We start from the raw sequence: 12262 nt of genomic DNA on the forward strand, positions 1-12262 counted from the left end.
GTTACAAATGGACAACGCCGACAGCACAACCCGAACCCAGGTCGTACTGCCGGCGAGCATCCCGAATCAAACGACCGCTTCTTCCTTGACCCTGACTGGCTTGACCATGCTTTCGCGGGTCAGGCCAAACAGTAGCAGCAGGGGCGAGGCCACCAGCACGGAAGAGTAGATACCGAATACGATACCGATGGTCAGCGCCATGGCAAAACCGTGCAGCGCCGGGCCACCAAACAGCAGCATGGCCAGCACCATCACTTCGGTCGAGCCGTGGGTAATCACGGTACGGCTCATGGTGGCGGTGATGGCGTTGTCTATCACCTCATTGATGCTCTTGCCGCGCATGCCCGCCTTGCGGAAGTTCTCACGGATACGGTCGAACACCACCACCGATTCGTTCACGGAGTAGCCCAGCACCGCCAGCACCGCTGCCAGCACGGTGAGCGAGAACTCCCACTGGAAGAAGGCAAATACACCAAGAATGATCACCACGTCATGCAGGTTGGCGATGATGGCCGAAACTGCAAAGCGCCACTCGAATCGGATACCCAGGTAGATGATGATGCCGACGCACACCAAGGCCAATGCCGTCAGACCATGGGTCAGCAGCTCCTCACCCACCGAGGGGCCAACGAACTCCACCTTGCGGCTCTCGACCTTGGCATCGGTCTTGCGCAACTCGGCCATCACCGTCTCGGATAGCTTGGCGCTGGTCATATTGCTGACACTGGGCAGACGTATCATTACGTCACGCGGGCTGCCCAGCAGCTGCACTTGGATTTCCTGATGCTTGCCGCTTAGGTTGAGCGCCTCGATCGAGTGCCGCATCTGATTAGGATCGGCTGGCTGGCTGTAACGCACCTCCAGCACCGTACCGCCGGTGAACTCAATACTGAGATTGAGGCCCTTGTAAAACAGGAAGAACACCGCAAGCAGGAAGGTGGCGAGCGAGACGGTCGTCGTCAGCCGTCCATAGCTCATGAACGGTATGTCTTTTTTAAGGTGGAACATTTCCAACATGGTCTTGCTTCCTTATACAGCCAGCGACGTGACCTTGCGGCGGTAGCCGTAGATCAGGTTGACGAGAGCGCGCGACACCACCACGGCAGAGAACATCGAGGTGATGATGCCCAGACAATGCACCACAGCAAAGCCACGCACCGCGCCCGAACCAAAGATAAACAGCGCCACGCCGGCAATGAAGGTGGTGATGTTGGAATCCAGAATGGTGGCCCAGGCATGCTCGTAACCGGCCTTGATGGCCGTTTGCGGTGGCACACCTGCCCGCACTTCTTCCCGTATGCGCTCATTGATCAGCACGTTGGAGTCAATCGCCATACCCAGAGTCAACGCGATGGCGGCGATGCCTGGCAGGGTCAGCGTGGTACTCCATACCGACAACAGCGCTATCAGGAACACCAGGTTGGCACCGAGTGCTAGCGAAGCCGTCACGCCGAACATACGGTAGTAAATGACCATGAACAGGACCACGGCACCAAAACCATAGAACATCGAGTTGAAGCCCTTCTCGATATTCTCCTTGCCCAGGCTTGGGCCTATGGTGCGCTCTTCCACCACTTCCATGGGGGCGGCCAGCGAACCAGCGCGCAAGAGCAGCGCAGTATCAGTAGCGTCTGCCGTGGTCATGGAACCGGTGATCTGCACTCGGCCACCGCCGATTTCACCGCGTATGACCGGGGCAGTCACCACCTGTCCCTTGTTTTTTTCCACCAGCACCATGGCCATGCGCTTGCCGATATTTTCGGCCGTCAGCTGGCGGAAGATATTGGCGCCAGCAGAATCCAGAGTAATTTCTACGGAAGGCTGGTTCTGCTCGTCAAAGCTAGGTTGAGCACCGTTGATATTCTCGCCAGTCAGCTCTACATCGGTCTTCAGCAGGATGGGGCGGTTGCCTCGAGGATCCAGCTCCTCCAGCAACTCGTAACCCGCCGGAACCTTACCAGCCAAGGCTTCCGACAGCTTGGCGGCATCCTCTTCCACCATGCGTACTTCCAGCGTGGCGGTACGACCTATGATGTCCTTGGCACGAGCGGTGTCCTGGACGCCTGGCAACTGCACTACGATGCGATCAGCACCCTGCTGTTGGATGACTGGCTCGGTGGTACCCAGCTCGTTCACCCGGTTATGCAGGGTGGCGATGTTCTGTTTCACCGCATCGGATTGAACGCGGCGCTGCTCCTCATCCGTCAGAGTCAGCATCAAGCGATAGTTACCCTCAGCGCTTTGTTGGGCGATCTGCACGGTTGGCAGCGAACGCTCGATCGCCTTGCGGCTCTCAGCCATGGTCGCCTCATCGCGCAGCTGTATTTCCACCCCGGAGACCAGGCGCTTGATGCTGCCGGCACGTATCTTCTTGTCCTTGAGCTCGCGCCGCACATCGCCTGCCACCCGTTCATAGGCCTTGTCCACTGCAGCACGCGTATCCACCTGCATCAGGAAATGCACACCACCGCGCAAGTCCAACCCCAGGGCCATGGGCTTGGCACCCACCTTGGCCAACCAGCCAGGGGTATTGGGCTGCAAGTTTAAGGCCACCACATAGTTGTCACCTAGCGCCTCTTGTATGGCGGTCTTGGCCTTCAGCTGCGCCTCAGTGCCGGCAAACTTCACCTTCAGGCTATTGTTCTCGAGGAAGGCACCCTCGGGCTGGATATTGGCTGCCTGCAACAACTTTTCAACCCTGTCCATCACCGCCGTATCGACCTTCACGCTGGAGCGCGTACCGGATACCTGTACAGCAGGGGTTTCGCCATAGCGATTGGGAAGGGCATAGATCAAACCGGCCACCAGGGCGAATAGGATGATCAGGTTTTTCCAGAGAGGATAACGATTCATGGCGGGGCAACCCGTGCGGCACATGGCCGAATGAAGAACGGGCAGCCCACAGGGCTGCCCGATTGAAACTTAGCGTTGAGCTTTGATCGTGCCTTTTTCCAGCTTGGCCGCAACAGCGCCACGCTGAATGACGATTTCCACGCCATCGGCGATCTCTATGGTCAGGTGCTGTTCGCCAGCCTTGACCACACGACCCAGGATGCCGCCATTGGTGACCAGCTCATCACCCTTGCCGATGGCGTCTATCATGGCCTTTTGCTCTTTCATGCGCTTTTGCTGCGGACGAATCAGCATAAAGTAGAACAGCACGAAGATGACCGCCATGGGGGCCAGTTGCAGCAACAGCGAGCTCTCAGCAGCCTGGGCTGGTGCAGCGTAAGCGGGGGAAATGAACATGGGTAAATCCCGGTAAGCATTGAAAAATCAAGCCGCGCATTCTAGCCCCCCACGGGGGCAAAATCCACCAGCGACCGATGACGATAGCGTATTAGATGATGGTCGGCGCAACAGTTCACAAGACTGGCGACTAAAATAAGTTGCAGATGCAGGCCACCGCAAGCCAGCACACCCACATAAAGGACTCCGACATGCGCACCCTCCCCTTACTCCTTGCCTGCCTGATGGCCGCCCCTGCACTGGCAGGCGATGCCGTGGCAGAAGCCTATAACGCCGAAAAAACCCGCATCGCCGACACCTACAAGCTAGCCATTGCGGAATGCAAGGAACAACGTGGCGCCCATCACAAGCAATGCAAAAAGACGGCGGACCGCGCGCGGCAGGATAGCCTCAAGATGGCCAGCCGCGAGCGCGATGCCGCCCTCAAATGCCGCAACAGTTGCGGCCTGGTCACCGAAGTGAAGCAGCAGGAGCGTGACGGTGACAGCACGGGTGTGGGCGTAGTGGGCGGCGGCGTGGCCGGTGCCGTGATAGGCCGGCAGATCGCCGGCAGCGATGCCAGCAGTTCCACCAAGAACGTTGCCACCGCCATCGGCGCCGTAGGCGGCGCCCTGCTGGGCAAGAAGATCGAGGAGAAAGCCCGCCGCCACAAGGTCTGGCAGGTGAGCTTCCGCCTATACAACGGCGAGGTCGCCCATGCCGAGTTCAACGAAGACCCAGGCATGCAGCCCGGCGACAAGGTGGCCGTCAAGGACGGCAAGCTGATGAAGCGCTGATCAGGCCAAGCACGACCCAGAGGCGGCGGCTAACTCAGCGCCCCTCCTTCATGTCAGTCCACGCCGCGCCCACGCTCGGCATGGAATTGCGCCACAAACTCGGCAAACTGGCCGGCCTCGATAGCCGCACGCATTTGCGCCATCAGCCACTGGTAGTAGTGGAGGTTGTGGATGGTATTGAGCCGTGCACCCAGTATCTCGCCCGTGCGGAACAGATGGTGCAAGTAGGCGCGGCTGAAGTTGCGGCAGGCATAGCAGCCACAGCTTTCGTCCAATGGCCGCACATCGTCCTTGTAGCGCGCGTTCTTGACCTTGACATCACCCCAGCGGGTAAACAGCCAGCCATTACGGGCATTGCGGGTAGGCATGACGCAGTCGAACATATCTATGCCCTGCGACACCCCGTAGACCAGATCCTCCGGCGTGCCCACCCCCATCAGGTAACGGGGCTTGTGGGCAGGCAGCCTGGGGGCGGTATGCGCCAGGATGCGGGCAAAGTCCTCCTTGGGCTCGCCCACGCTCAGCCCGCCGATGGCAAAGCCGTGGAAGCCTATCTCCTCCAGCCCCGCCAGGCTTTCTTCGCGCAAGCGCTCATGCATGCCACCCTGCACGATGCCAAACAAGGCATTGGGGTTCTGCAGCCGCTCGAACTCCTCCTTGGAACGCCGGGCCCAGCGGGCCGACATGCGCATGGAGGCGGCTGCCGTCTTCTCATCAGCCGGATAAGGCGTGCACTCGTCGAAGATCATGACGATATCGGAGTTGAGCACATCTTGTATCTGCATTGACACCTCAGGCGTCAGGAACAGCCTGTCGCCATTGACCGGCGACTGGAACTTGACCCCTTCCTCGCTGATCTTGCGCAGGGCGCCCAAGCTGAACACCTGGAAACCACCGGAGTCCGTCAGGATGGGCTTGTCCCAGCCCATGAAGCGATGCAGGCCCTCGTGTTTGGCGATTACATCCAAGCCCGGCCGCAGCCAGAGGTGGAAGGTATTGCCCAGCACGATCTGCGCGCCTATTTCGTCCAGCTCGTTCGGCGCCATGGCCTTGACCGTGCCATAGGTACCCACGGGCATGAAGACAGGCGTCTCCACCACACCATGATTGAGTTCCACGCTACCACGGCGGGCGCCGTGGCTGGTGGTCTTGAGGGTAAAGCTCAGGCCGTTGTCCGGCATGGTATGACTCCTTGCACCACCGGATACACAGCCCGGCGCGCGTCAGGGTTAGAAGAACAGGAAACCGCGAGCCATGCTCAGCGGGTATAGAAGATAGGGTTGCCGCCGTTGTGTTCGGCCATGGTCAGGCGCATCGGCGCACCGCTGTCGACCCGATTGACATCCACATTGCCCTCATAGCCCGAACCGGTATCTATATGGCAATGCGATTGATGGATGACCGGGTAGGGTACCGGGTTATGACCGCAATAGGTCAGCGACAGCCCCTCCCGCCAACTGGGGCCACGGTGTTCCAGCGCCGCTACGGCAGCCTCATCCGCCAGATTGCGACTCCAGATCAACCGCTCCACCGCCTTGTCATCGGCACTGTCTAGCTTGGCATCCAGGTCCGCGTCGCGGTACAGCGACATATCGGCCGGCGATTGCAGCAAGGCGGCATGCACCACATTGAATCGCTCGGAGGTGCCAGGCCCCACCACCAGCACATGAGGCAGGCGCTCCACCACCCGTGCGGCCGACTGCAGGGCCGGGTCACGCTTGAGTATGGAACCCAGGGCCCAGCCGCCACCATTGGCCACCGACAAGGCGATGGCAGCATCGTCTCCGGTCAGGGCGTTGAGCAGCATCTGCTCATGATTACCCAGCACGCAATAGAACCAGGGCTGAGCCAGCAGCTTGAGGCAGCCCATGGCATCCGGCCCCCGATCCACTAGGTCGCCGGTGGCGAACAATCTGTCGCCCCTATCCGGATTAAAGCCGGAGAGCACCAGCAACACCTCCAGATCCCGCCGGCAGCCATGCAGATCGCCCACGACAAAATCGCGACCTTTTTCGTTGCGCGGCAAGAAGGCGACGCGTGGCGTCACAGGGGCGGTATCGGACATGACAGGATTATGGCAGCAGACGGCAGGTTTTACCGCCGCTCCAGCAGCATTGCATCTCCGTAACTGAAGAAACGGTATTCCTCACGCACAGCATGAGCATAGGCCAACCGCATGCGCTCGTAGCCGGCAAAGGCCGACACCAGCATCAGCAGGGTGGATTTGGGCAGGTGGAAGTTGGTGATGAGTGCGTCCACCAGCCGGAATTCATAGCCCGGCGTGATGAAAATGTCGGTATCACCCTCGGGCTCGGCCATATCGCCATGCTGGCACGAGGCCTCCAGCGCACGCAAGCTGGTGGTGCCCACCGCCACGATGCGGCCACCCTGCTCGCGGGTACGGCGTATGGCGGCCTGTGTTTCGGCAGGTATGCTGTAACGCTCATGGTGCATGCGGTGTTCGGCCAGATTCTCCACCCGCACGGGCTGGAAAGTACCGGCCCCCACATGCAGGGTCAAACGGGCATGCGCCACACCCTGCCCCGCCAGCGCAGCCAGCATGGCATCGGTAAAGTGCAGGCCGGCCGTCGGTGCGGCCACCGCACCGGGCTCCCGCGCGAATACGGTCTGGTAGCGCTCGGCATCGGCGCCGTCAGGCGTGTGTTCTATATAGGGCGGCAAGGGCAAGGCGCCGGCAGCGTCCAGCACCGTCAACACCGGCTGCTCAAAACGCAGATGAAAGAACTCCCCTTGCCGCGCCAGCATCTCCGCCCGCCATGTGCCGCCAAAGTGCAGCCAGCTACCGGGCTTGGGCGATTTGCTAGCGCGCACCATGGCCAGCGCCTCGTGCTCGTTCAGCACCCTCTCCACCATGGCCTCAACCTGGCCGCCACTGTCCTTCTGCCCCAGCAAGCGCGCCTTGATGACGCGGGTATCGTTCAGCACCAGCAGATCGCCGGCGCGGAGCAAGCTGGGCAGATCGGCAAATTGCCTATCCGCCATCCCCCCTTGCATGGGCAGATGAAGCAGGCGGCTACCGCCACGCTCTGCAGGGGGAAACTGGGCAATCAGGTGATCGGGCAGGAAATAATCGAAATCGGAGAGCTGCATGGCTAAAAAATTCGGCATATTCCAGGAAAACACGCCATTATATCAGCCCACCTGCCGCCGCCCCCGATCCTGCGCCAGCCGCTAGGACATCAGCGTAAACCCTTACGCAGCGCACATTTCCGCAACAAGTACGGCCTATTTTCGAGCGGGCGCTTGACCGAATTTTCGGCGATCTGTAGACAACGTGCGCGTATCTGCGGCAAACTCGCCGCCATGACTCAGCCGACACAGCACAATTTGGCTGGACAGCCCAAAGACATTTTGGTAGTGCACGGACCGAACCTCAATATGCTCGGCCGCCGCGAACCACAATACTATGGCGCTGACACCCTTGCCAGCATAGACGCTCGTCTTATCGAGCAGTCGCGTGCTGCCGGCTTGTCCTGCACCACCTTTCAAAGCAATAGCGAAGCTGCGCTGATAGAGCGTATCCACGCCGCCTTCACCGACGGCACCGGCTTCGTCATCATCAACCCGGCCGCCTATACCCATACCAGCGTCGCCCTGCGCGATGCGCTGGCGGCGGTCAAGTTGCCATTTATCGAAGTCCATCTCTCCAACGTCCACGCCCGCGAGCCGTTCAGGCATCACTCGTATTTTTCCGACCTCGCGGTGGGCGTTATCTGCGGGCTGGGCGCAGCCGGCTACGGTTATGCGCTACAGCACGCCATTGACTATCTGAATCGCCAAATGTCGACCTGACGCAAGCCTTCAGGCCAGACAAGACAAACCAATACCTAAAAAAGGGAACGGGCATGGATCTACGCAAGCTCAAAAAGCTGATCGACCTCGTGGAAGAATCCGGCATTGCCGAGATTGAAGTCACCGAAGGCGAAGAGAAAGTCCGCATCACCCGCGTATCGCAAAACGCCCCGGTGATGTACGCACAAGCCCCCATGCAGCAATACAGCATGCCCAGCAGCGCCCCCACTGCACCCGCTGCTGTGGAAGCCCCGGCTGCCAGCGCCCTGCCCGAAGGCACGCCGCTCAAGTCGCCCATGGTCGGCACCTTCTATCGCGCCTCCAGCCCTGGCGCCAAGGCTTTTGTCGAAGTGGGCCAGCAGGTCAATGTCGGCGACACCCTCTGCATCATCGAAGCCATGAAGCTCCTGAACGAGATCGAAGCGGAAACCGCCGGTGTCGTCAAAGCCATCCTGGTCGACAATGGCTCGCCCGTTGAATACGGCGAGCCGCTATTCATCATCGGCTGAAATTCTGTGAGGCTGGAGGGATAGGACCCGAGGCTGCCACTGCGCCCGCGCCCCATCCCCGGCTCCTCACCCCTCACGGAGTTAATCCATGTTCGAAAAAATCCTGATTGCCAACCGGGGGGAGATAGCCCTCCGCATCCAGCGCGCCTGCCGCGAGATGGGCATCAAAACCGTGGTCGTCCACTCCGAAGTCGACCGCGAGGCCAAGTACGTCAAGCTGGCCGACGAATCGGTCTGCATCGGACCGGCACCGTCGCCACAGTCCTACCTGAACATCCCCGCCATCATTGCCGCAGCCGAGGTTACTGACGCCCAGGCCATCCATCCCGGCTACGGCTTTCTCAGCGAGAATGCCGATTTTGCCGAGCGGGTGGAGCAAAGCGGCTTTGTCTTCATCGGACCGCGCCCTGAATCCATCCGCCTGATGGGCGACAAGGTCAGCGCCAAAGATGCCATGAAGGCCTCAGGCGTCCCTTGCGTGCCAGGCTCTGACGGCGCGTTGCCGGACGATAACGAGGAAATGCTGAAGATAGGCCGCCGCGTCGGCTATCCCGTCATCATCAAGGCTGCCGGCGGCGGCGGCGGTCGTGGCATGCGGGTGGTCCGGCAAGAGGAAGACCTGATCCGGTCGGTGGAGATGACCCGCACCGAAGCCGGTGCCGCCTTTGGCAACCCGACGGTGTATATGGAGAAGTTCCTCGAGAACCCTCGCCATATCGAGATACAGGTACTGGCCGATGAATACGGCAATGCCGTGTTCCTGGGCGAGCGCGACTGCTCCATGCAGCGGCGCCACCAGAAGGTGATAGAAGAAGCCCCCGCCCCCGGCATTACTGACAAGCAACGCAAGCGGGTAGGCGAAGCCTGTGCCGAGGCCTGCCGCCGCATCGGCTACCGTGGCGCCGGCACTTTCGAATTCCTGTTCGAGAACGGCGAGTTCTACTTCATCGAGATGAACACCCGGGTACAGGTGGAGCACCCGGTGACCGAGCAGATCACCGGCATCGATATCGTGCAGGAACAGATACGTATCGCGGCAGGCGAAAAGCTCCGCTTCAACCAGAAGGATATCGTGCTCAAGGGTCACGCCATGGAATGCCGCATCAATGCGGAAGACCCGTTCAAGTTCATCCCTAGCCCGGGCAAGATCACCACCTACCATCCGCCAGGCGGCCCTGGCATCCGGGTCGATTCACACATCTACCAGGGCTATACCGTCCCCCCCAACTATGACTCCATGGTGGGCAAGGTGATTGCAACCGGCGATACCCGCGAGCAGGCCATGGCGCGCATGCGCATCGCCTTGTCAGAGATGGCGGTGGAGGGCATCAAGACCAATATCCCCTTGCACCAGATGCTGTTTACCGACAAGGGCTTCGTCAAGGGCGGCACATCCATCCATTATTTGGAGCACCTGCTGGCCGAGGCCAAAGGCTAAGAGCGGCTAACCGCCCGCAATAGCTGTTAAAATCCACAGTGGCCGAGCCTTGAAGCTCGGCCACTGTCATTTCACGCTGCCCCTGGAGTATCGCCATGCCCTGGCAAGAACTGCGTATCCACGCCGATTCCACCCACGCCGAAGCCCTGTCTGACGCCCTGTTTGACCTGGGTGCGCTCAGTGTCAGCATCGAAGACGCCACCGCCGGCACCGAGCAGGAGAAACCCATTTTCGGCGAACCCGGCATGCCGCTGGAACAGTTGTGGGAACAAAGCGTGGTGGTGGCCTTGCTGGAAGAGGACAGCGATGCCGCCTTGATGGTGGTGGCCGCCGCGGGCACAGCCGGCATCGCCTTGCCGCGCCATAGCGTCAGCCGGGTGGAGGAGCAGGACTGGGTGCGGCTGACCCAGTCGCAGTTCGAACCCATACAGGTATCGGACCGGCTGTGGATCACCCCCACCTGGCACGAGGCCACGCCCAATGCCATCAATATCGCGCTGGACCCAGGCCTGGCCTTTGGCACCGGCAGCCACCCCACCACCTGGCTATGCCTGCAGTGGCTGGATCACCAGGTGCGCCAGGGCGAGAGCGTGCTCGACTATGGCTGCGGCTCAGGCATCCTGGCCATCGCCGCCAAACTACTGGGGGCCGGCGAGACCCATGGCGTGGACATAGACGAACAAGCCATGACCGCCAGCCGTCAGAATGCCGAGCAGAATCACGTCGACGCCGACTTCTTCCTGCCTGATGCCGCCCCGGATCGTACTTACGATCTGGTTGTCGCCAATATCCTGACCAACCCGCTCAAGATGCTGATGCCGCTGCTGGCTAGCCGATGCCGCAGTGGTGGCCGCCTGGTGCTATCCGGCATCCTGGCGGAACAAGCCGACGAAATCATTAGCCTTTACGCCCCCGCATTCGAGCTGGCAGTATCCGCCGAGCGCGAGGGCTGGGTGCGGATTGCAGGCACACGCAGCTAAGTCGGCATGACACTTTACGCACACCCCGGCCCCGCCTCATGCGGATAGTTAGACACGCCCGCAGAAGCTGCGGCTAAAATCCGGCTCCATGTACCACATCACGCGCTGCCCCAACTGCCGCACCAGCTTCCGCGTCACCGACGCCCACCTCAGTGCCTTTGATGGCAAGGTGCGCTGCGGGCGATGTGCCTTCGTCTTCGACGCCCTGAGCCAGTTGCAGGGGGAATCGCGGCCTCGTGAGTCAGCCAAGCCAGCGGCAGTAGCTCCATCGCCCAAGACCACACCTGTACCGGCGCCAGAGACCGCGGTAGCGCAGCCCAAGCCCGAACCGGCCAAGCCGACCGCCGCCGAAACCCAGGCACAGGAAGACGCAGCCTACGGCCTGGACAGCGTCACCAGCCAGCTGGAGGCAGCAGCCGAAGCAGAACGTGATGGCAAGGATGATTCGCTCGCCAGCCAGAGCCTGCAACACCTGGCCAGCGTACTGTCGCAGGCCGGCCTGCCCGCCAGCCTGGCAGACGATGCGCCCAAGGCAGCGACAACCCACGCCGAACCGGACGGGATGCTGGAGCTGGACCTGAACTTCCGCGAAGCCGAACATGAGGCACAGGTCGCGCCTACGCCCGCGCATGATCATCTGGGCGACGACCACGGCCTGCATGATCTGCCCGCCGGTGGCATAGAAGTCATCGAGATTCCTCCCGCCGAAGCAGCCGCCGCCTTTTCCAGCGCCGACTTCGAGGCTTGGCATAGCGCAACCAGCGCCAGTGTGGAAGCTGCCCTGCCTCCAGCCGAGACAGCCGAGCCTGAACCTGCCGTGATGGCAGCAGCATCGCCCCTGGCCGGCGACACAGCCAGTGGCACCTATCGCCCCATACTGACGGCGCAGGACGAAGCCATGCTGCGCGTGCCAGGTGGCCCCTCGCCCTGGCGCTGGTTGTGGAGCATACCGGCCCTGCTGGCCGCCATTGCGCTGGGCGGCCAGCTTGCCTACCGCTACCACACCGACCTTGCTAACGAGCTCCCCGGCATGGCCCCCAAGCTGCAGCGGTTCTGCGCCATGGCAGGCTGCACCATGACCCTGCCATCGCGAGCCGAGTTCCTGCGTACAGAATGGAATGAGCTGGTATCACTACCCGATCACCCCAACCTGATCCAGCTGAATGCCACCTTGCGCAACCAGGCCAGCTACGCCCAGGCCCTGCCCATGCTGGAGCTGACCCTGACCGACGATAACGACCGTATCGTCGCCCGCAAGGCTTTCTCCCCGCGTGACTACCTGGCCCCGCTGGCCGATGGCACGCCATCCCCACTGCCAGCCAACCTGGCTGCCAATGGCGAGTTGCGTGCCTTCCTGCAACTGGACCTGGGCGATATGCGCTCCAGCGGCTACACCCTGAGCTGGTTCTATCCGGTACGGCACTAGCTGGGCGCCACAAGCCGGTATGGCACAGGCCCGGTGAATTCCACGCAACCGGCTTGCTTTCATGGCTGCGG

The 12262-nt window shown here is 61.3% G+C and carries 12 protein-coding genes; 6 read left to right on the forward strand and 6 right to left on the reverse strand.

Annotated elements, in window-relative coordinates:
• Nucleotides 1–66: 66 nt before the first annotated feature.
• The 3 genes from secF to yajC all read right to left on the reverse strand — a co-directional run bounded on the left by secF (nt 67) and on the right by yajC (nt 3249).
• Nucleotides 67–1014 carry a protein translocase subunit SecF gene (secF, locus tag QQK16_RS01490; RefSeq protein WP_284195778.1) on the reverse strand — a complete coding sequence of 316 codons (948 nt, stop codon included), beginning with the start codon at nt 1012–1014 and terminating at the stop codon, nt 67–69.
• A 15-nt stretch (nt 1015–1029) separates the two neighbouring features.
• Nucleotides 1030–2853 carry a protein translocase subunit SecD gene (secD, locus tag QQK16_RS01495; protein WP_284194655.1) on the reverse strand — a complete coding sequence of 608 codons (1824 nt, stop codon included), beginning with the start codon at nt 2851–2853 and terminating at the stop codon, nt 1030–1032.
• Between the two features lie 69 nt (nt 2854–2922).
• Nucleotides 2923–3249 carry a preprotein translocase subunit YajC gene (gene yajC, locus QQK16_RS01500; protein WP_284194656.1) on the reverse strand — a complete coding sequence of 109 codons (327 nt, stop codon included), beginning with the start codon at nt 3247–3249 and terminating at the stop codon, nt 2923–2925.
• A 191-nt stretch (nt 3250–3440) separates the two neighbouring features.
• Here yajC and QQK16_RS01505 point away from each other — a divergent pair, with 191 nt between their 5' ends.
• A complete protein-coding gene (locus QQK16_RS01505) occupies nt 3441–4025 on the forward strand; it encodes a glycine zipper 2TM domain-containing protein (RefSeq protein WP_284194657.1) in 585 nt (194 codons plus the stop codon).
• 53 nt (nt 4026–4078) lie between these two features.
• On the opposite strand, the gene tgt is transcribed toward QQK16_RS01505, so the two are convergent.
• The 3 genes from tgt to queA all read right to left on the reverse strand — a co-directional run bounded on the left by tgt (nt 4079) and on the right by queA (nt 7136).
• On the reverse strand, nt 4079–5206 hold the full coding sequence (tgt, locus tag QQK16_RS01510; protein ID WP_284194658.1) for a tRNA guanosine(34) transglycosylase Tgt: 1128 nt from the start codon (nt 5204–5206) through the stop codon (nt 4079–4081).
• A gap of 77 nt (nt 5207–5283) precedes the next feature.
• Entirely contained in the window at nt 5284–6090 is an 807-nt protein-coding gene (locus QQK16_RS01515; RefSeq protein WP_284194659.1) for a metallophosphoesterase, read from the reverse strand.
• A gap of 29 nt (nt 6091–6119) precedes the next feature.
• Nucleotides 6120–7136 carry a tRNA preQ1(34) S-adenosylmethionine ribosyltransferase-isomerase QueA gene (queA, locus tag QQK16_RS01520; protein WP_308446973.1) on the reverse strand — a complete coding sequence of 339 codons (1017 nt, stop codon included), beginning with the start codon at nt 7134–7136 and terminating at the stop codon, nt 6120–6122.
• 213 nt (nt 7137–7349) lie between these two features.
• Between queA and aroQ the strand changes: the two genes are divergently transcribed.
• The 5 genes from aroQ to QQK16_RS01545 all read left to right on the forward strand — a co-directional run bounded on the left by aroQ (nt 7350) and on the right by QQK16_RS01545 (nt 12191).
• Nucleotides 7350–7838, forward strand: coding sequence for a type II 3-dehydroquinate dehydratase (gene aroQ, locus QQK16_RS01525; RefSeq protein WP_284195779.1), 489 nt, complete (start codon nt 7350–7352; stop codon nt 7836–7838).
• A 53-nt stretch (nt 7839–7891) separates the two neighbouring features.
• A complete protein-coding gene (gene accB, locus QQK16_RS01530) occupies nt 7892–8347 on the forward strand; it encodes an acetyl-CoA carboxylase biotin carboxyl carrier protein (RefSeq protein ID WP_284194661.1) in 456 nt (151 codons plus the stop codon).
• An 88-nt stretch (nt 8348–8435) separates the two neighbouring features.
• A complete protein-coding gene (accC, locus tag QQK16_RS01535; RefSeq protein WP_284194662.1) occupies nt 8436–9785 on the forward strand; it encodes an acetyl-CoA carboxylase biotin carboxylase subunit in 1350 nt (449 codons plus the stop codon).
• A gap of 95 nt (nt 9786–9880) precedes the next feature.
• The gene (gene prmA, locus QQK16_RS01540; RefSeq protein ID WP_284194663.1) at nt 9881–10765 is read left to right on the forward strand and encodes a 50S ribosomal protein L11 methyltransferase; all 885 of its coding nucleotides are present in this window, start codon (nt 9881–9883) and stop codon (nt 10763–10765) included.
• A gap of 88 nt (nt 10766–10853) precedes the next feature.
• Nucleotides 10854–12191, forward strand: a complete 1338-nt coding sequence (locus QQK16_RS01545; RefSeq protein WP_284194664.1) for a DUF3426 domain-containing protein — start codon at nt 10854–10856, stop codon at nt 12189–12191.
• The last annotated feature ends 71 nt before the right edge of the window (nt 12192–12262 follow it).

Origin of the sequence: Chitinimonas prasina, from assembly GCF_030160395.1 — a bacterium.
GTDB classification, from domain to species: domain Bacteria; phylum Pseudomonadota; class Gammaproteobacteria; order Burkholderiales; family Chitinimonadaceae; genus Chitinimonas; species Chitinimonas prasina.